Source organism: Dactylosporangium sp. CA-233914 (assembly GCF_050942935.1).
Taxonomy (GTDB): Bacteria; Actinomycetota; Actinomycetes; order Mycobacteriales; family Micromonosporaceae; genus Dactylosporangium.
Map to the genome: position 1 here is coordinate 246,504 of NZ_CP192030.1, position 19,305 is coordinate 265,808.

Sequence of the window (19,305 nt, forward strand, 5' to 3'; positions counted from 1 at the left end):
CCGTCGGGACGCCGGCCGGATCCGGGCTGAGCGAAAAAGCGTTGTTCAGCTGGTTCGCATCGCGGCCGATCGCGCAGGCCCGCGCGGCGGTCTTGTGCTCGTTGCTGCCGGACACGCCCGCGAACCGGGCTGACATCAAGGCCGCCGTCCTCGACGGCGACGAGGTCGTCATGAAGCGGCTCCGAACCAGAATCGCCGCCCAGTACGGCCCGAAGGGGCCCGTGGTCCTGGACATGTTCTCCGGCCGAGGAATCATCCCGCTGGAAGCTGCGCGATCGGGCGCCTCGGCCATCGGCACAGACTTATCACCGGTCGCCACTCTCGCGGGCAGGCTGCTGGCCGACTACCCGTTGCGTGACTGGTCCGCCGAGCCGACGCTGCCCTACGCACCAGCCGGCGACCGTGACAACGATCCGACGGACTCGGCACAAGGACGGAGCGGAAAAGATCAGCTCGAAGCCACACAGACGACCCTGGATGGGTTCGAGGACGCTGAGCCCCGCCTACTCGCCGATGTTCGGATCGTACTGGCCGAGGTTGGTCGGCGGGTCGAGACCCAAGTGGCACCACTGTATCCGGGGAACCCGTTCCGTGCCGGACAGGTTCCCTGGGCCTACCTCTGGGCCGTCACGATTCCGTGCGACGGCTGCCAGCGACGTTTCCCGCTCATCGGGTCGATGGTGCTGCGCTACCCCTACAAGCGGACCCGTGACGTGGGACAGTCGCTGAAGCTTGTCTTCGATGGCGACGCGTGGCGGACCAAGGTGCACGACGGGCCGCCGACGCAACCACCGACGTTTACCGCCCCCACTGGCAAGCGCGGCAAGTCAGCGCGCTGTCCGTTTCCCGGCTGCGGCCATCCGCACAGCCTCGACGTCGTGAAGGCCAAGGGCAACGCCAACCAGTACGCCGACGCCATGCTGGCCGTCGCAGAGATCGACCCGGAGAACAACCGCAAAGAGTTCCGTGTGCCCCGAGGCGACGAGGTTGCCGCGGCTGACGATGCCCAACACTGGTCACCCGGGAGTACAGCTCCCAACGTTTCAACGGTCCCAGATGAAGCCATCCCGAAAACCGCCGGTGTCGACGCCCGGCAATATGGCTACCTGACCTACGGGTCGCTGATGAATCCCAGGCAGCTGCTGCTGTTCGCAACAACAGCCCGCGCCATCTCCGACATCTACGACGAGCTCGTCGGCGTTGTGAGCCCCGACTACGCATCGGCCCTGTGTGCCTATGCGGGCGCGAACATCACCCGACAGCTACGCCGGGCGACCCGCGGTTCCCGCAAGGAAAGCCGGGGGAAGCCGGACGGCACGGAGCAGAACCGGGTCTACTCCGGAGACATCTTCACCAATCAAAGCACCATCACGCATGCCTTCGACTATCTGGAGGCAGGACCCGGCGCTGGGCCGGGAACGTGGCGTTCCGTCTCGATCAGCCTTCTCGCTGCGCTGCGGAAGGTGCTGGCCGAGAGTCGAGCCGACGCACGCCCGGCACGATTCCGTCGAGCCTCAGCTGTCGCGCTGCCCTTCCGGGACGCAACCATCGATGTCTTGGTCTGCGACCCGCCGTACTACCAGATGATCGCCTACGCCGACTCGTCTGACCTCTTCCACGTATGGTTCAAACGCGCTCTACACAAGGCGGTACCAGAACTCTTCGACGGCAACTCCGACGACAAGGATGGACTTCAGGACAAGACCGAGGAGATCATCGTCAAGGGTCGCGGCGCCAAAGGACACGGCGACCACCGAACCGAAGAGTTCTACGAGACGATGCTCGAGCGTGCATTCGGTGAGGCTCGACGCGTCCTGAAAGTCGACGGGCACCTGACCGTCATCTTCGGTCACGCCGACCCAACTGCGTGGCGGCGGCTGCTGGCCGCGCTGACTGACGCCGGCTTCGTTGTGACATCGTCATGGCCTTCGCGCACGGAGACCGCCGTCACCGGTGTGGCCACCATCTCGGTGACGGTGTCGATCGGCGCCAGGGTCGCACCTGCCAACCGGCCGATCGGCATCGCGGCGCAAGTCGACGCCGAGGTCGTCGCCGAGGTGAAGGGACGCAGCCGCGGATGGGACGCCGACGGACTGGCGCTCGAGGACCAGCTCATGGCCTCGTACGGCGCAGCCTTGCAGATCGTCGGCCGGTACCGCACTGTCATCACCCCCGACGGCGGCACCGTAGCGCTCCAGCACTACATGGAGCTAGCGCGACGCGCTGTTCGCGACGCGGTCGCTCTGCGGTTGGACGAGCTGCCGTTGGAGACCTTCGACCCGCGTACCCGACTCGCAATCTTCTGGCACGAGGTCTACGGCCGCATCGACGTCCCCAAGGGTGAGGCCCGGTTTTTCGCCCAGTCAGACGGGCTGCGCATCGAAGAGCTACGCGGACCGATCCTCGCCGAGACCAAGGCCGGTTTCCGTCTGCGGCATGACGCCCCCGAACGGCTTACACCCGCATCGAGCGTCTACGAGATTGTGCGCGGCATGGCGGCGGCATGGCCGGCCGGCACGGACGCCGTCGCAGCCTGCCTGGTGACAGCAGACCGGTCACCGACCGACGCGCACATCTGGGCGCTCGTCGACTGGCTCACCACCAAGCTGCCGACGCCAGACCCAGTCGCACTGGCTCTCGCAGCGGTCAAGCGGAACCGGGGGTCGGTGCAAGCAACCGCGGCGACCCGCAACGTTGGCGCTGAAGGAGCTCAACCCAGCCTGTTCAAGGAGACCTCGTGACCGCACCCCTGTACGGAAGCCACTGGACCACCGCATTGGCGCTTCGCGACGAGGTTCGTCTCACGGACGGATCTGTCGGCGAGCTGCAAATGAGCCTGGCAAAAGCCGTCTACCAAACCGTGCTCGTGCCGTACGCGAAGTGCGACTACTACACCGACATCACGCAGCCGACGCCATTGCTCGTCGGCTTCCTCGGCCGAGTGGCCCGCCGCCTGGGCATCGATGGCGTCGATGCGCAAGCGTGCTTTCACCTCGACCAGGGCATGGGCGGCGGCAAGAGCCATGCCCTGGTCGGCATCTGGCACATGATCAACAGTCCGGATGCGTTTTTCGCCTCGGACCTCGGCCGTGCTGTCGCAGCCGAAGCAGGGGCCGGTGGACATAAGCTGGACCTCAGCGATGTCGCACCCGTGGTACTCATCGGCGATTCCATGTCGCCAGGCAAGACCGATCCGAGATTCGGGCCCGCCACAGATCTATTCGGCCGATTCCTGTGGATGCTTTTCCAAGATCATCAGGATCGGATCGGGCGTTGGCAGCACTACACCAGCCTGGGCGCGAACAAGGCCACCCTGCAGGCCGCCTTCGCCGAGCTCGACCGACCGGTGCTCGTCGTCATCGACGAGCTGATGGACTACGCAATGGCGCTCACCGACCAGAGCGCCATTGGCGGCCTGCCAGGTGAACAGGCGTTCCTGAACGCCTTGACCGACGCTGTGGACGACCAACCACAGGTAGCACTGATCATCGTGATGATCCGCAGCGACGAAGACCACTCCGGCTACCACCCGGCCGCCGAGGAGATGCGTGAGTACCTCGCTGCTCGCCTGCAACGCAACGGCGAGACGGTCACCGTCACCGACCCTGCGGACTTCGCCCAGATCATCCGACGACGACTGTTCAATCACGCCGAGGTTGACGACACCGCGAAAGCTCTCGCAGACGCCTACCTGGCCATGAACGATGCCTGGGCCACGCAGGTATACGCCAAGCTCGGATCAGGTCGCACCCTCGCACGACTCGCCGATCGCATCATCGAAACGTATCCCTTCCATCCGGATCTGTTCGAGCTCGTGTCGAAGGAATGGTCGGTTGTACAAGCGTTTCAGCGCGTCCGATCAACCGTCGCCATCTTCGCCCGCTCCGTCCTGTACTGGGTGCGTGAGCGCGAAGCGAGCCGCTGGGCTCCTGATCTCATCGGTCCCGGCGATATCCCGCTGCACACCGATGCGCTTGAGGCACTGCTCTCCTCCGGCGTGCTGGCCGGCAACGACCGCGCCATCCAGGGATTCCGCGCCGTCGCCAACACCGACATCATCCGCTCGGGCGGTGGTGGCGGCACCGCCTTCAATCTGGACGCCACGCTGCGAGCTAGCGGGGTTACCGCCGGCCAACCGACGCCAGCGCAGCGGATGGCAACCGCATGCTTCGCGTACAGCCTCGTACCACGAGCGCAAGCCGCACGTGGCGCCACAAAAATGGAACTCCTCGCCGCCATCGCCGGACCCGGTGTTCCATACGCCGCGGCCGAGGAGATCTTCAACGCGCTCGTAGCGGGACCCGTTCAAGGTGGCCTCGGGGCGCTGGAGCGGACCCGGCCGGCCAACAGCAAAGGCGCCGAACGCTTCTACCTATCAATCAAGCAAACGCTCAACATGTACCACGCCAACGCCATGACCATGGTCAGCAACGACCAGGCGTTGGAACAGGTGTGGAAGCGCGCCCAGGAACTGGCGAGCAGGGGTCCCTTCAGCGCGCCTCACCCGGTGGAGCCACCCTACGCGAAGGCAACCGCAGCGGAATGCTTTGACCGTGTCGATGGACAAGAAAACCGGCTGGTGCTGCTCGACCCCCGCCGATGGACCCTGCTGAACGGTAAAGACGCCGCTACCCGGGCCGATCTCGACGTCGCGTTCGGCATTACACCAGGCATCACCACCACCTACGCCGCATCCATGGTGATCGCACTCGTCAACACGCAGCGTCGGACCCGAGCCAGAGACCGCGCCAAGGACTTCCTCGCGTGGGAGATCGTCGTCGACCATCTCGATCCCGCCGACGAGGAGTACGCCGAGGCCCGATCCCGCCGAGACGCCGCCCGCAAGAACCTCGACGACGACACCCGCTGGGCATACCAGCACTACGTATACCTGCTTCGGACGAATGCAGGACTCGCGGCGCAGTACAAGACTGTGCCAGACGGCAAGACCTCGTTGGCCGGCCAGGATGTTTGGCTCGACCTCGTCGCGGCACGCCGGGCTGTCGCCTCCGGCAACCTTTCGCCGCACTATGTCGGTCAACTCATCACCAGCGGCAACTACGGACGCAACCTGACGCCGAAGGAACTGTTCGCGCTTCCTTACAGCAATCCAACGTGGCCGTTGATCGCAACCGTCGACGACTTGCGTCAAGCACTCTTCCAACTCGCGACCGGCGAGGACTGGATGCTTGCCGACAGCGACGGCAATGAGATTCGCCCAGCCGATGCCGGGCAGATCCAGCCGGCATCCGTACAGCAAGTCCTGCGGCCACGCCCCACGGTCGAGGCGCAGCCGGAACCCGGTCCGTCCGGCGGAAGCGGCGATAGTTCAGGCAACGGCAGCGCCGGGAATGGCCAAACAGCCGGCGGCCAGGCAGCAACCAAGCCTGAGGGCGCCGGCGCCGGCGGTACCGATTCTGCCGGCAAAGACTCTGCTGGCGACACTACGTACGAAGTAGCTAGTGTTCGAATGCCACTCTCGTCCATGACGGATGACGCTAAGCGAGAAGCGGTTTGGGGCGTCATCCGTGAGTTGGCGTCACTTATCGATCCGGCCAAGGTTAACGTCGACATTCAAATGCTCGGATTCGACATTACAATCACGACTCGTTCGGGCGAGACGCAGCAGTTGGCGGACAAGGCCAAATCAGTGCCAGGTGCCGTGGTAAAAGTTGAGGACGAGGACGACTTTTAGTTGATTTCGGCTGTAGTCGTTGGTGGGTTCGGTGCCGACGCCGAACCCACCGGGCCCGGTTCGGTGTAGGGTCGGTGAGCTGTTGCCCCTTGCCGGTCACTCCGAGGCAGGCCGCGGCGGTATCTTCCCGTGACCACAGAGGGACCGCCTGGCGCAGGCGGCGGCCTGCCGTGGGCATTCGCCTTGGGTAATCTCCGACACGCTCACGAAGGAGTCCGTGGACGAGCGGCCAGCGCATCGCGGCTGGGAGACCACGAGCCCGACCCGAGCTGACCGCTTCGGGAGTAGCGCTCAGCTGGCGATGGCGGACAAGAACCGGTTTACTCCGTCACAACCACTCAGCCGCAGCGGCTGGCCCAGTGCGCGGCGCGGTCGGGTGCGGAGGTTGCCGTCTGGCTCCACGCGTTGCTCACCGCTAACTCCATCGGTGCCGTTCGATGGCCGTGAATCGAATGGCCGGCGCCGGGGATGACCACCGCGGACACTCGGCTGATCGCCGGATAGTACGGCCGTTCTCGGGCGCATACCTGCGCCTCGGTGTGGCAGGGAAGATCGTCGTCGTCGCACGACAGCGCGTCGTGTTCCCCGACGATCAGCAGGACCGGGGCGGTGATGTGCTGGCTGTAGAACGGGTCACGGGCGAGGCCCATCGTGGCTCGCTCACCCGTGGTTCCGGTCGCCTTGGTCCGCTCGTCACGATCGATGGTGGAGCGGTCGGCGCCGGGCAGATGGTAGAAGTCGAGGCCACGTGTTCCGGGCTTCGTCGTGACGTATCCGACGGGCATCGGGTCGCCGGCGAGCGCCGGATCGTCGCCGGCGGCGTGGAGCCCGGCGGCGATGACGGCCTGCTGCGTTGTGTTGGGCTCATGCAGATACCCGGTCAGGACCAGGGCGTCGACGTCGTGCTGCGTGGCTGCCTCGACCATCCACACGGCGGAGCCATAGGAATGCCCGACGCCGACGATGTGCGTGTATCCGAAGGGTTGCTGCCGCAGTCGCTGCACCAGCTGGTGCGCCACGTACGCCTCGGTCTCGGCGGTGACCTGCTCCCTGCTCGGCCGGTGGCCGGTCGCTGCGCCCGACGCCGACCCGGTCGACGTTGTAGACGGCGATGCCGGCCGTCAATGCGGCGCGCAGGTACGAGCGGCCATCGCTCGGCAGGCCGTCCCAGTAGGTGTGGTCGTAGGTGAACCCGGACAGCAGCACCTGCACCGTGGCAGTGGGCCGCGACGGCCGGCAGAGCCAGCCCGCCACCCGGTATTGGACGTCAGCATCTGGGGTGAGCGCCACCCACGAGTCGCGCCGCTGGCAAGCCGTACCGTGCGCCTGCGCTGCGTCGGGTATGCACACCAGCATTGCGGCGACGAGCAGCGGCAGGACGACCAGCGAACCGCGCAGCCAGCGCCACGCGGGAGGGCGTGTCTTGCCGTCAACGACCTGAGCACCGTGCATCTGCAGACTCCTTCTTCGCAGTGGGCGGCTGTGTCAGGCGAGTTCCACCGCAGCCGTTGCGGGATCCGCCGGCGCCGCCTCCTGGGCGCGGGACGGCGACGTGAGCCATCCGGCGTCGGTGAACGGCCGCGGCGGGGCTGCATCAGCGGGGCCCGTGCCCACCGCTGCCGTGCGGTCTGCGACCTCGGCGCGCAGACCAGCGATGCCGTCACGGACGACGGCGGCGTGCTGCCGTTCCACGTGTCGATCCAGGGCGGTGTACAGCGCGCGCTCGCGCTGCAGGGACCTGCGCCAGAACGGCCCATCGGTCGGCCGGTTGGCGGCCAGCAGCTCCGGATCGGTCCGGCGCACGACGTCCGCGCCCGGCGCCACGAGGGGATTGAAACGATCCCGAGTGTGTGGCTGCGCGGCAATGACAGCGGCAATGTCGGCGGCACGCCCTGCGGTGAGCCGGTCGGTCTGCCGATCGAGCAGCAGCCAGTGCGTCGCATCCTCCGCTGGGCTGCCCAGACGAATCGCCGCCAGCATCAGTTGCGCGATCGGGCTTGCAGCGTAGTGGCGCCACGCGGTCTGGTCGGCCTGATCACGCACGCCGCCGTCGTCCAGGCGCAGCAGACCCTGCTCGAAGTAGATCGCCACGTACCGGTCGCCGCCGCGGTAGCCGAGGAAATCGCCGAGCACCGGCGGAGCCTCGGCGGGCAGGACGACCGGCTCACCGGGCACAGGCGCGGGCACGCTGAACGGCGCCATCACCGAGACCGGCCCGGTCGGGCAGCCGGGGACGCGCTCACCGGCGTAGCCGCCGACCGCCGCGGCGGCAGGGGTCGCCGTCGCCTGGATCGATGCGCTGGCCGGCGCCGCCAGTGCTCCGCGGGTGCGGGGTATGACGGGCGGTGCGCGGCGTCGCGTGCCGGCCGAGCGCGACGAAGGGCTGCAAATGTGGCGCCTCCCGCGCCGAGCACGGCGGGCGCGACCAGGAGCGGGCCGGCTGCCCCGAGCACGACGGCGGTGACGGCCGTCGAGATCACAGCCGGTGCTGTGCGCCGCCAGGTGGGCAGCAGCACCACGCCGGCCATGGTGCCGGCCAGGGTTACGGCGGCGAGGAGCACGGACAGTACACGCAGCAGCGGGCCGACACCGATGTTGGTGCTGACGCAGATGGCCGCCGCGGAGAGGGTGAACCCGGCCTGGATCAGCAGATTGCGCCGCGGCCGGCCAGCCGGATCACCGGGATGAGTCAGGAGCGCGGGCAGTGCGCCGCGGCGTGCCAGGGCGTCCCCGAGCCGTACCGCGCCGGCGACGAACGTGATCCCGGCCCCGCAGGTCAGCAGGAGCGCGACGAGCGCGGCCGCAGGTCCGGCAGCATCACCGATTCCCCGATGCAAGAGAGCGATGAACGGTGCAGGGGTGTTCGCGGCGTCTGGGCCCAGCACGCCGATGGTGACCGTGGCCAGCGCGAGGTAGAGCACGCCGACGATGGCGACAGCGGCGGCGGCGACCTTCGGCAGGGTCCGCTCCGGCCGTGCCACGCCGTCGGTCAGGTGCCCGCACGCCTCCCAGCCGGAAAACGCGATGAACAACACCGCCATCGCCCGACCGACCGGCACCGGGCTGCCCGGCAGCAGAGGGTGGAAGTTCGCGGGGTTCACATGCGGGGCAGCGCTGACGACCGCCACGGTCAACAGCACCACCAGCGCACCGACCAGACCCAACTGCAGCCGTCCCGAAGCGTGCAGACCGAAGGCGTTGGCGGTGAAGACCACGACCAGGATGCCGCTGGCGACGCCGAGTGCAGTGCCATGACCGGCGCCAAGCGCCGCCGCCGCGTACTGGCCGCCGATCAAGGCCGCAGCGCAGGCAGCAAGCGGCGCCGCGCAGTAAAAGCACCACCCAATGACAGCGAACATGCGAGTCCCGAACGCCAGCTCTGCCAGTCCCGCAATGCCACCGGCCTGCCGGTACCGCACCGCCAGCGCGGTGAACGTTGCTGCCAGCGGCACGCTCGCAGCGACGAGCGCCGCCCAGGCAATCAAGGACCCAGCGCCGGCCACTGCGGCGGCGAGGGCCGGCAGCGTGAGCACGCCCGGACCAAGCAGCGCACCAACGTAGAGGGCGGTTGCCTGGACGGGACCGATGCGCGCGGTCACCGGCCGGCCCACGATCGCGGAAGGTCACTCACCATCCGATCGTTGGCGTGAAGCGCCGGCAGAGTGTAGGCGGCAGCCAGTGCCACCCCGTGCCACCAGACTCCTGTCTGCGCCAGCACTGTCGTCCGCGCAATGGTGCCCGGAGACCCGCGGTTCACGCCCGGTGCGCCGCCCAGGGAGTGGCCCGAGCAGCCGTGGATCTCGGCTCAGCTGCGACGTTCGAGCCGACGATACCCGGATCGGCGCGAAAGGCAGACCTGCTCATCTCCGGCGACGACGACCAGCAGTGGTGGAGACGACAACGATCCCTCGTGCCGCGATCGATACGGCGTGGGAGGAGTACGAAGAAGCATTGCGGGCAGCGGTACGACGGATCGAGCTCGAGTTTGACGTCACCTGCCTGATCGACCTCACGAGTCACATGGTCGAAGACGAGACGCAAGCGTGGCTGGACGCCGTCAGGCTCATCGCGGCACACACCGACGGCGAGCCCGGAAACCAAGTGGTTCCAAGTGAAATCGGCACGATCACGATCTGTCGCGGTCTGATCCCGGCAGGTACCGCACTGTTTGCTGGTGCGGTCCAGGAGCGGGACGAATGGCATCGCCTGGGCCGTACGCTCGCCGCCAAGTCGCAGCAGGTTGCCGGTCCCCTGCCGGCCTGGATCCGGGTTGACTGCTTGGACGGCCTGTTTCAGTTCACCGGCTGGGCCAGGATGGAGGCAGAGAGCCGCCTCGACGCCATCGCCGCGGAAATTCGGGACCGAGTGGCCTGGTCCGACAACGCCGAGGGCATCGTGCTCTCTAGCGGGCCAGCCGTCTTCACCGGCGGCGATGATCCGGCGATGGCCGCTACCACGATCACAACGTCAGCTTGCACGTTCCTTCGCCGCGTCATCGCTCCGAACCTCATCCGGGAGTCCTTCATCGTGCCGTTGCGGGCCGGCGTAGACGAACGAAGGGCTTGGTGGAGCCACGCCTACGGGAACGAGCCCGAGTGGCTCGATGCGGACCTTCGCCGAGCCAGACAGCCACGCCTTGCCGAGCTGTGGAAAACACAAACGTTCGAGCGCACGGCGTAGCCGGTAGCTAGTCGAGGCTCAGGTCACCGTGCGCAGCGTCGGGCGGCTTGTCGGCCGACAGGTCGTCAGGGGCCCGCGCCGCCGACGGAGGCGAGGCATCTCGGTCGGGTTGCAGAGGACGACTTGGCCGATCTGCGGGTTCCGACCGCTCGGGGTCCGTGAGGTCGCTGACGGTCTGGTGAACTGAGGCGTTCAGGCCGTGGATGCGATGGAGCAGGCTTCGACCTGCCTGGCCGTTGAGGTCGCGCACGAGTTCGCGCTGGGCGCCGGCGAGTGGCCGTGCGTATTCCATCCACGCTCCAAACCACCCGGCGTCGGTGTCGGGTCGTGCGATCGCTCTGCGCTGCACGGCGTCGAGGTAGATGGCACGCTCTTCCGGATTGAGGCCGTCCAGCTGCGCATCACGGGTACGCGGCTGGGCGTTGAGCAGCTGCGCTGCGTCGTCCGGTCGCATGACCGCGATCTTGCCGCTGCCGCGATCGACCACGAGCCAGTGCTGCGCGCCGCCGCCGCGATCGCCGATGTCGTATGGCGCGATCAGCCGCTGGGTCATGGCGTGGTCCCGGAACAGCTGCCAGCCGTACGGTTCGGCGTCGACCGCATCAACGCCGTCGGTGGCTCTGCCCACCCGTCCGTCCTGATACAAGGCGACGAATTGCGCATCGCCCGGATAGTCCAGAGCCCGCAGCAGTGAAGGCGGCGTGCGCATCGGCAGCTCGATGCCCTCCCCAGGCGGTGGCGTCTCCGGCCAGGACGCCGCCACTACGATCCCCGCCGTTGCAGGTCACCGCAGCACCGGCCAGATCCGGCGCGTTGCAGGCGTGCAGGCAGGCTTCGGGGCGCGATGCCTCCACTCGTCCCACAAGCGCAGCCCCTTGTCGGTTGCGGCGAGCCCGGTCACTCACAGTCACGTAACGATGCGACGAACGGCCGCCACCTGAGAACTCCACGAACTGAGCTTGCTGATCTTGACGACGTCGCCGGTGTGGGGCGCCTGGACGATGAGCCCTTGTCCGATGTACATGCCGACGTGGCCAGGGCGGGTCCGAGTGCCTTGGCTGCCGGGGATGAGGACGAGGTCGCCGGCGCGGATGTCGTTGAGGGATGCCACGACGGTGCCTGCGCTGACCTGGCCGCCGGTGGTGCGGGGGATGCTGATCCCGGCCGCCCGGTAGGCGCCCTGCATCAGGGAAGAGCAGTCGCATTGGTGGGCCGGGATTCCTGAGTGGGCGGCGGTGCAGTCACCGCCGTAGTGGTATGGGGTGCCGAGTTGCTGCAGGGCCCAGCCGATCGCGGTGACCACTGCCGCCGGGGTGCCGGCCGGGAGGGTGAACCCGTCGGGGAGACCGGCGCCGTCGACGTCGATACTGCCGTCGCCGCCGTCGATGGGGCAGTTGAGGTCGGTGACGCCGAGTTGGCCGCCGGGATCGCCGCCGACTGCGGCGACGACCTGGACGGCATCGTCTTCGAATTGGGCGTATCGGTCGGGGTAGGCGGAGCGCTGGACGGCCTGCGCGGCTTCCGCGAGGGGCAGCTGTTCCCAGTTCGGGATCGTGAGGAGTTTGTCGTAGAACTTGCCGGCCGCGTAGCGGGGATCGAGCAGTTGCGCGGTGGTGCCCCAGCCCTGACTTGGGCGTTGCTGGAACAACCCGACCGAGTCGTGGTCGGTGACCTTCGAGGTGTTGACCAGCGAGGATTCCGTCATCGCCGTGGCGACGGCGATGACTTTGCCGCGGGTCGGGATATTGCGTTCGGCGCCGACCGCGACGATGACGGCGGCATTGCGGACTTGTTCAGCGTTCCACCGGCCGACCTGTCGGCCGCTGCCGGCGGCGCCGGTCGGGGCACCGGACGTGTCGGTGGTGGGGTTCGGGTCTTGGATGGAGATGGTGGCTGCCGCGTTGGTGGTGCAGGCGTAGGCGTTGTCCGGGGTCAGGATGGCCGCGAGCGCGCCGCAGCCGATGACCACGGCCGCAACGACGCCGAGGACGACAAGGACCCATCGGGTGCTGGTGCGGCGCTTCATGGTGTGGTTCCGGGTTCGACGTCGTCGACGAGCCAGCTGCTGCTGGTGTGAAGGACGGTGACCTTGACGGTGCCGCCGGTGATGGACACGAGCACGACGGCACCGTCCGGTGTCGCGGAGAGCGCTCTCGGCGCCGTCGATCCGATCGAGGTCGCCGTGCCGGGCGGCGTGTCCGGAAGAGCAGCCGGCACACGTGCGGGATCGACGGTGGCAAGGGCCTGTCCATAGCGTGGAGTTGCGAGCGGGACGACGTCAGCCAGCCACGTGCGGGGGTCGATAGTCGGCCGGCCCCAGAGCTGAATGAAGCGGACCGCCGCGTCGATGGCCGCCGGATCGACCGGTGCTGCGGGAGCCGAGGTGGTGGCGCTGGCAGAGCGAGTCAGGTCGGTGCGCTGGCCGGAAGCTCCCGGAGCGGGGGTCCGGCCGTTGGGCGCGGTCGGGCTGCACCCTGCGACAGCCGTGACGGCGAGTGCAAGCAGCAGCGCTACCCCGCGTGCGCTCCTCATGGTGCCTCGTCCGGCGCTGCGGCCGGCGGCCAGCCGCCTGCCGCCTGATCGACGATGCGACCCAGTTGGTAGACGGCACGTTGCAGGTCGGTGAGCGCGGTGTCCTGCTGGTGCGATCCGATGGTGCGGATGCGCCGTATCTGCTGAGTGATGTCCGCAGCGAGCGGGTCGACCTGGTCGGCCAGCGCGCGGAGATCGATAGCCGGCTCGTCGTTGCGCGCCGTCGCGACATGCGTCACCGGGCCATCTGGGTAGCGCAGCTGTGCTCGTGCAACCGTGGCGTGGCCCATCAGGTGTCCAGCTCTGCGGCGCGGTCACGCTCTCGCGCCGCGTACTCTTCTTCGAGCTCGCGGTCGTCGGCTGCGAGTTGTTCGATGAGCGCGTTGTCCCGTTGCTCGCGCAGTTCCTCTTCGCTCAAGGCGGTGTCCTTCCGTTGGTCGGGTTGGTTGTCGCTGCGCAGCTCGGCTTCATCGCGGGCGTCGCGGTAGGTCTCGATCCGGTTGTTGACCCACTTCCTGGTATCTGTGATTCCGTTGCTGAGATCGCGGACGTCGTGCTCAAGGGCTGCCCATCCGGACTCTGTGGTGACGAGGGCGGGCCGGGTCACCGCTGATCACCTCCGGCGGGTGGGGTCTCGGGTCGGTCTGGGTCCGCTTCGCCGCTGGCGCCGGCCGCGGGGACGGCGTCGGCCGGGTCGGGCGGGAGTGGGCGTTCGCGGCCGTCTGCTTCGGCGGTGTCGAGTGCGGTGTCGCGCCAGCCGGGTGGCCAGTGCAGGTCGACCCGCCGGTCGGTGTGTTCGCCGTTGCGGCAGCGGGTGGGTTCGTCCCAGTCGCGGATGCGGGTGCGGGCGCGGGCGAACGCTTCGAGCCAGCGCAGCGGGGCGTCGCCGGTGGCGCGTGGGTCGTAGGCGACATACCAGGCGGAGGCGAGCGCGGCGAGTTCGTCGACGAGTGCCGGGTGGCGGTGCCAGCAGGCGGGGAGTTCTTCGGTCAGCTGGTAGCGGTCGCTGATCCAGGCGACCCAGTCGATCAGCCAGACCCAGACGTTGGCGGCGGTGGGACGGTCGAGCAGCTGCCAGCGCAGGTCGGCCGGGGCGCCGGACCGGCTGGCCGGGCCCCCGGCGGCGCGGACCTCTTCGCGGAGTTTGAAGTGGTCTTCGGCCAGTGCTGCCACGGTGTCGTGGAGCTCGGCGAGGCCGCCGGTGAGCAGCGCGACGGTCTGCAGTGCGTCGTCCATCGGATCCGAGGCCACGCGTTCGTTGGACTGTGGCTGGCCCGGGTTGCCCGGGTTGGTCGAGGGTGTGGTCATGGTGTGGCCGCCTTGGCGAGTCGGGCTTGGAACGCGTCGCGGTCGGCGGTGCGTTCAGCGGCGTCGGGGCGCTCGTACCAGGCCGGTACGGCAAGTTCGACCGGGCGGAGGTTGCCGACGAGGGCGAGGGCCCGGCCTTCGGGCAGGCTGCGCAGTTCGGCGAGGTCGACGAGGTTTTCGCGGCGGACGCTCTCCGAGACCGACGCGCGTCCACCGCCCCACGAGTGGGAAGAGGAGACTTCCTGGACCTGCCCGGCGAGGGCTTGGGCGTCGCGGAGGCCCTGCACGTCGGTGGATCCGCCGATCAGCAGGCGGGCGTTCGCGGACGCGTCGATGGACCGGCCGGCCTTGTCGCCCCAGCGTTCGATGAGCTGCTGGGTGTTCTGGCTGTAGATGTCCACGGCGATGCCGGAGCCGCCGCCTTCGGTCATCAGCGACGGCAGCGATCCGAGGGGGGCCACGTTCGCGATCTCGTCACCGACGAAGTACAGGCACGGTTCGATACGCCCGCCGGGGGAGGTGAGCGCGATGCGTTTGGCCTGGTAGAGGAGATCTTCTGTGACGGCGGTCAGCAGCGGCGCGATGAGGGCCTGCGCGTCGCGGGTGCCGACCAGGTAGAGCGTGCCGGATTGGGCGAGCCAGTCGGCGGCGTGGAACTGTTGCCCGCGCGGTGGGCTGCACGCGGCGAGTACCCGCGGGTCGTTGAACGCGTCGAGGGCGCCGGAGACGACGCTTTGGATCGTGTCGCGGGCCCGGCCGGTGGTTTCGCGGTGCCGGGCGAGGCGGTCGGCCCAGCTGTGGATGCCGTGGTGGCGCAGGATCCGTTCGGGCCGTGCGTTGGACGGGTTCTGGCTCCAGGCCAGGACGTCGACCATGGTCGCGTGTTCGTCGAGGGCTGCGGCGCGCAGGAACGCGCGGATGAGACTTGCAGCCTGGTCCTGGAAGTATTTGCCGTTTTCGACGTTGTCGGCGCCGACGCCGGAGCCGCTGGCAAAGCCCTGCGCGCGGAGCATCGCGACGATCGGGTCGTCGGCGCCTTCGATCGGTGACCAGCGGATCCTCGGCACGCCGGGGATCTCGCCCTGCGGTTCGAAGATGTGCGTCGGGCCGATCCGGGCCCGGTGTTCGAAGGTGACGGCGGCGACGTCGAGGCGGGTGCTGGTAGAGATGACCGCGCCGCGCGCGTCGAGCACCCTGGGGATGACGAACCTTGTGGTCTTGTTCCCGAATCTCGCGACCGCCGTGGCGAGCAACGTGTACTCGTTGGCGAGATAGAGCGGGCTTCCGTCGACGGCGTCGTTGCCGAGGAACCGCCCGACCTCGAGCGGGTCTTGCCTGCGGGCGGTCTTGGCAGCGGCAGCAGCTGCGGTGTCGCGCTCGCGGATGGTCAGGCCGGGCCGGACGATGTCGGTCCGGGCGAGGACCGCGCTGGCGGACAGGAGTTTGCGGGCGTCGCTGTTGCGGGCGAATCCGGGACGGCGGCGATGCCGCAGCAGCAGCCATGTCACGCCGGCGAGGCTCGACAGATGGTGCGCGAGCAGCACCATCCAGATCGGGTAGAGCGCCCACGGTGGCGGCTGGTCGAGCCGGGCCCGGACGGGCCACGCGTCGGCCGGGTGGTGCAGATGGCCGGCGAGGCGCAGCGCGATGCCCGGCGCGTCGGCGGGGGTACTGTCTGGCCAGGTGGCGTGGGTGAGGACGCCGCCGATCTGCCCGGCCAGCCACAGCGTCCACATGGTGGTGCCGGTGACCACGGCGAGGAAGGCGAGCATGCCGAGCCGGACCACGAGGTCGGCGCGGGGCAGGCCCTGGCGGGGCATCCCGTGCCCGGGTGCGGACAGCGGTGGGCGTTGCATCAGTCGGACCCCCGCCCCGCCGTCGGCAGCTGCGCTGCGCCAGTGGTCCGGCTTGCCGGCTCGCGGTCGGCCTTCGGGGAGACGTGACCGGTGAACGCGGCCTCGATGCGAGCTTCGGCGTCGTCGGTGCGCTCATCGGTGTCGGCGATTGCTTCCATCTGGCTGTCGGTGTGCACCATGCCGCGTTCGATGGAGGACAGTTGGTGTCGCACGACGTAGGAGCGGGTGCCGATCTTCCACAGCCCCACGCCTTGGCGCAGGAACCGCAGCACATCAGTTTCGACGTTGGTCGCCCCGAGGAACTCGCGGGCCGGCTCCAGGGAGCCGGGTTCCTGCCCGTAGGAGATTCGGACACCGGAGTCCTCGATCAGGCCACGGGCGATGCGCACGGCCTCGCTGTCACCGTCGCCGATCGCGGCAAGGTCGGAGAAACGATGGAACGCCAGGACGTTGCCGATGCCCAAGGCGCGGGCGAGTTTGAGCTGCTCACGCATCCGCCGGATCAGCGGCAAGTGGCGCGCGATCAGGGCAAATTCGTCGTAGATGCACAGTCTGGGTCCGGCGTCGGGGCGGGACAGTTCGGCTTCCAGCCAGCTCTGGGCGCAGGTCATGGCCATGGCGGTGAGCTGGTCGGAGGCGCGGATGTCGCGCAGGTCGAGCACGGCGCCGGGCTCGTTGAAGTCCAGGCGGGTGAAGGCGGTGGTGTCGTCGCCGTCGAAGACGCCGCCGATCGCACCGCGGATGAGCCGTTCCAGGGCGAGCCGGACCCGCCTTGAGTCGGCGATGAACGTGTCGAGGGGGTAGGCGAGGTCCTGGAGGCGGTGCTGCCAATGCTCGGGTTCGCCCATCGCGGCGAGGACCCGGGACAGGGTCGGTGTGCCCTGCCGGTCCGGGCTGGTGCCGTCGTCGGCGCGCACGACGGTGTCGACGGCGTACTCGACGAGGGAGCGTTCCGCCTCGCTCAGCGGCCCGCCGAGCTGGATCTCCAGCAGCCCTTCCAGCAGCAGCAGCCGGCGGGTGCGTTGGACCTGCAGCCACTGCGGCACCGACATGCCCGGGTCGCGGCCGATGCCGGCGAGGGGGTTCATGACGACTCCGCTGCCGGGCCCGATTCGCAGCGGGGTGATCCCGCACAGTTTCGCGAGCTCGGCGTACTCGGAGCGGATGTCGGTGACGTAGAACCGCTGCCCGAACGGCACCCCTCTGAAGGCGAGGGTCTTGAGCAGCGAGGACTTCGCGGTGCCGATCCGGCCGGTGACGACCATGTTCGGGGCGCTGAGCAGTTTCGCCCGGTACAGCTCGTGCAACGAGAAGGTGAACCCGGAGCGGGAGTAGACCTCGGTGCCGATGAGGGGGCCGTCGACGGGCAGGCCGCCGTCGGTGACGAACGGAAACACGCTGCAGAGCTGCGCCGAGGTCGTGACCAAGGGCGGCAGCCGCAGCAGTGATCCGGGCCGCCCGGCCGCAGGTCCGTAACCGCCGCGGCGCCCGACCGGCGGCGGGCCGGTCAGCTTGGCCTCTTGCGCGGCGAGCGTCTCCTGTTCCCGGCGCAGGGCGGCGAGGGCGCGGGCGGCGTCCCGGCTGCGGGCCCCATCGGCGATAAGGTCGCGCAGCGAACCCTCCCGGCGCACCCGTGGGCGTTCCTGCCGGTGGCGGGTCATGCCGACCACCCGCGCAGCGGCTTCAGCCCTCGGCCGAGCGGCAGCGCACCCGCGGCGAAGGCCTGGTCCTGCTCGCCATACAGGGTGACGGCTTCGCAGCCGGCGCGGGACAGCACGCGTTTCGCGGCCCGGGTGTGCCGGTCGAGCTCGTCGGGGCTGTCGGCGGTCACGGTGATCAACAGCTGGTAGCGGTAGCGGACGTGACCGGCGGCCTGCTCCCGGTCGATCTGGAGCACCGCCTTCGCCTCTTCGTCCTCCCGCGCGGTACGCACGAGCCGCAATTTCCGTTTGGTGACCTCGTCGCCGGCGGTGGCGACCTGGTCGCGGCGGGCGGCGAGCTGCGCGAGGGCGGCGGGGACGGGCTGGGCGGTCAGGGTGACGGTCCGCCGGCCACTGCCACGGGTGTAGAGCGGGGTGAGCCAGGTCCCGCCGACCGGCTGCCGGGGCATCTGCGCCACCCACAGCGTGCGGGACAGTCCGGAGTCGTGCCGGTAGGCGTCCCAGCCGACCGTCTCCGCGGCGAGCGGCCCGGCAAGCCGCGGTTCGGCGCCAGGCGCAACGCCAGTCTCGGCGGGCGTCCCGGCGTGGCCGGTCGTGGTGCCGCCCCGCAGGTCGACGGCCTCCTGATCGGCCGGATCCCACTGGGTGCGCAACACTGCCGCATACCGGCGAGGGCTGAGCCAGCCGTGGGTGCTCACCCCGGCCTCTTCGACGGTGGCGGCTATCCCGGCAAGGCGTTCCAGGATCACCACGCCGATCGCGGTGTCGGTGCCGCCGGCTGCCTCGATCTCCCCGGAAATCCGGGCGATGTCGAACACGACGACGAGGAACGTGTCGTGCCGCTGCCCGCTCGGCGCCGCGGCCGCGGTCAGTTCGGCGAGGGACCGGTAGGCGGTGCTGCCCGTCTCGACGGCCCGGGTGGCGAGGTAGCGCTGGGCGCGGTTGCCGGTGTCGGGCACCGTGCGAGTCGACAGCGACCACCGCACCAGCCCGGAGTCGGCGTATTCCGAGCCCAGGATGTTCAGCGCCTGAGCCCAGTCGGTGAGGCGGCGGGTCTGGTCGTCCGGATCGGCGAGGACGAAGTTGCCGCCGGTGCACGCCAGGGCCGCGGTGACGGTCTTCTCCGTCCGGTGGTGCAGCAACCCGACCTGGGTCACACCGTCGGCGGCGACGGCGGTCAGCCATCGGTACCCGGCTGCCGCGCCGGGCAGGTCGAGCAGGTCACCGCCGTTCGCGGCGAAGATCCCGCCGCGGTAGCGGTCCTGCCGGGTCGCCTTCTGCACCAGGGCACCGGCGATGACCGGCAGCCACTCAGTGACCCTGCGGCCTTTCAGCCGCAGCAGCGCCAGGACGATGAGCAGCACCGCCGCGCCGAACATGGCGATGGCCGGCCATGTGTGCCCGGCGGCGAGCAGGTTGATGCCGATCATGGCGCAGATCAGGCCGACGACGACGCCGCCGATCTGCGACCAGGTGAACCCGAGCACCGCACCGCGGGTGCTGCGGGGCGGAAACGTGAACCTCGCTGACATCGATCCCCCGTCGTCTCAAGGCCGTACCGAAACTGCTGTCG

Annotated in this window: 15 protein-coding genes; 3 read left to right on the top strand and 12 right to left on the bottom strand. The window is 69.0% G+C overall.

The annotated features are described in order from the left end of the window. The first annotated feature begins 41 nt into the window (after window positions 1-41). The gene (locus tag ACQPY0_RS01140; RefSeq protein WP_432983243.1) at window positions 42-2,741 is read left to right on the top strand and encodes a hypothetical protein; all 2,700 of its coding nucleotides are present in this window, start codon (window positions 42-44) and stop codon (window positions 2,739-2,741) included. Continuing rightward, complete coding sequence (locus ACQPY0_RS01145) at window positions 2,738-5,695, top strand: DUF499 domain-containing protein (RefSeq protein ID WP_432983246.1); 2,958 nt, start codon at window positions 2,738-2,740, stop codon at window positions 5,693-5,695. The genes ACQPY0_RS01140 and ACQPY0_RS01145 overlap by 4 nt, the downstream gene beginning before the upstream one ends. Before the next feature lie 338 nt (window positions 5,696-6,033). On the opposite strand, the gene ACQPY0_RS01150 is transcribed toward ACQPY0_RS01145, so the two are convergent. From ACQPY0_RS01150 to ACQPY0_RS01160, 3 genes are all read right to left on the bottom strand, one after another. Continuing rightward, the gene (locus tag ACQPY0_RS01150) at window positions 6,034-6,714 is read right to left on the bottom strand and encodes an alpha/beta fold hydrolase (protein ID WP_432983249.1); all 681 of its coding nucleotides are present in this window, start codon (window positions 6,712-6,714) and stop codon (window positions 6,034-6,036) included. A 466-nt stretch (window positions 6,715-7,180) separates the two neighbouring features. Continuing rightward, entirely contained in the window at window positions 7,181-7,897 is a 717-nt protein-coding gene (locus ACQPY0_RS01155) for a hypothetical protein (protein WP_432983252.1), read from the bottom strand. After that, window positions 7,897-9,294, bottom strand: coding sequence for an APC family permease (locus tag ACQPY0_RS01160; RefSeq protein WP_432983255.1), 1,398 nt, complete (start codon window positions 9,292-9,294; stop codon window positions 7,897-7,899). Before ACQPY0_RS01160 ends, ACQPY0_RS01155 begins: the two co-directional genes overlap by 1 nt. Before the next feature lie 286 nt (window positions 9,295-9,580). On the opposite strand from ACQPY0_RS01160, the gene ACQPY0_RS01165 reads away from it, so the two are divergent. Then, a complete protein-coding gene (locus tag ACQPY0_RS01165) occupies window positions 9,581-10,375 on the top strand; it encodes a hypothetical protein (protein ID WP_432983258.1) in 795 nt (264 codons plus the stop codon). Window positions 10,376-10,382: 7 nt separating this feature from the next. Here the strand turns inward: ACQPY0_RS01165 and ACQPY0_RS01170 are convergent, their stop codons facing one another. The 9 genes from ACQPY0_RS01170 to ACQPY0_RS01210 all read right to left on the bottom strand — a co-directional run bounded on the left by ACQPY0_RS01170 (window position 10,383) and on the right by ACQPY0_RS01210 (window position 19,264). After that, window positions 10,383-11,084 (bottom strand): hypothetical protein, encoded by a 702-nt coding sequence (locus tag ACQPY0_RS01170; RefSeq protein ID WP_432983261.1) that lies wholly within the window; start codon window positions 11,082-11,084, stop codon window positions 10,383-10,385. Between the two features lie 198 nt (window positions 11,085-11,282). Beyond that, on the bottom strand, window positions 11,283-12,401 hold the full coding sequence (locus ACQPY0_RS01175; RefSeq protein ID WP_432983264.1) for a C40 family peptidase: 1,119 nt from the start codon (window positions 12,399-12,401) through the stop codon (window positions 11,283-11,285). Then, a complete protein-coding gene (locus tag ACQPY0_RS01180) occupies window positions 12,398-12,907 on the bottom strand; it encodes a hypothetical protein (protein WP_432983267.1) in 510 nt (169 codons plus the stop codon). Before ACQPY0_RS01180 ends, ACQPY0_RS01175 begins: the two co-directional genes overlap by 4 nt. Then, complete coding sequence (locus ACQPY0_RS01185) at window positions 12,904-13,146, bottom strand: hypothetical protein (protein ID WP_432983270.1); 243 nt, start codon at window positions 13,144-13,146, stop codon at window positions 12,904-12,906. The genes ACQPY0_RS01180 and ACQPY0_RS01185 overlap by 4 nt, the downstream gene beginning before the upstream one ends. Before the next feature lie 50 nt (window positions 13,147-13,196). Beyond that, on the bottom strand, window positions 13,197-13,514 hold the full coding sequence (locus tag ACQPY0_RS01190) for a hypothetical protein (protein WP_432983273.1): 318 nt from the start codon (window positions 13,512-13,514) through the stop codon (window positions 13,197-13,199). Continuing rightward, window positions 13,511-14,215, bottom strand: coding sequence for a hypothetical protein (locus tag ACQPY0_RS01195; protein ID WP_432983276.1), 705 nt, complete (start codon window positions 14,213-14,215; stop codon window positions 13,511-13,513). The genes ACQPY0_RS01190 and ACQPY0_RS01195 overlap by 4 nt, the downstream gene beginning before the upstream one ends. After that, window positions 14,212-16,071, bottom strand: coding sequence for a type IV secretory system conjugative DNA transfer family protein (locus ACQPY0_RS01200; protein ID WP_432983279.1), 1,860 nt, complete (start codon window positions 16,069-16,071; stop codon window positions 14,212-14,214). The genes ACQPY0_RS01195 and ACQPY0_RS01200 overlap by 4 nt, the downstream gene beginning before the upstream one ends. After that, entirely contained in the window at window positions 16,071-17,732 is a 1,662-nt protein-coding gene (locus ACQPY0_RS01205; protein ID WP_432983282.1) for a hypothetical protein, read from the bottom strand. The genes ACQPY0_RS01200 and ACQPY0_RS01205 overlap by 1 nt, the downstream gene beginning before the upstream one ends. Beyond that, window positions 17,729-19,264 (bottom strand): SCO6880 family protein, encoded by a 1,536-nt coding sequence (locus ACQPY0_RS01210; RefSeq protein ID WP_432983285.1) that lies wholly within the window; start codon window positions 19,262-19,264, stop codon window positions 17,729-17,731. Before ACQPY0_RS01210 ends, ACQPY0_RS01205 begins: the two co-directional genes overlap by 4 nt. Window positions 19,265-19,305 lie beyond the last annotated feature (41 nt).

What these genes read in the sequence shown, in the direction of transcription:
- ACQPY0_RS01155 (WP_432983252.1), bottom strand. Translation starts at nt 7,897, where the DNA reads ATGGCGCCGTTCAGCGTGCCCGCGCCTGTGCCCGGTGAGCCGGTCGTC.
- ACQPY0_RS01170 (WP_432983261.1), bottom strand. Translation starts at nt 11,084, where the DNA reads ATGCGCACGCCGCCTTCACTGCTGCGGGCTCTGGACTATCCGGGCGAT.
- ACQPY0_RS01175 (WP_432983264.1), bottom strand. Translation starts at nt 12,401, where the DNA reads ATGAAGCGCCGCACCAGCACCCGATGGGTCCTTGTCGTCCTCGGCGTC.
- ACQPY0_RS01180 (WP_432983267.1), bottom strand. Translation starts at nt 12,907, where the DNA reads ATGAGGAGCGCACGCGGGGTAGCGCTGCTGCTTGCACTCGCCGTCACG.
- ACQPY0_RS01195 (WP_432983276.1), bottom strand. Translation starts at nt 14,215, where the DNA reads ATGACCACACCCTCGACCAACCCGGGCAACCCGGGCCAGCCACAGTCC.
- ACQPY0_RS01200 (WP_432983279.1), bottom strand. Translation starts at nt 16,071, where the DNA reads ATGCAACGCCCACCGCTGTCCGCACCCGGGCACGGGATGCCCCGCCAG.
- ACQPY0_RS01205 (WP_432983282.1), bottom strand. Translation starts at nt 17,732, where the DNA reads ATGACCCGCCACCGGCAGGAACGCCCACGGGTGCGCCGGGAGGGTTCG.
- ACQPY0_RS01210 (WP_432983285.1), bottom strand. Translation starts at nt 19,264, where the DNA reads ATGTCAGCGAGGTTCACGTTTCCGCCCCGCAGCACCCGCGGTGCGGTG.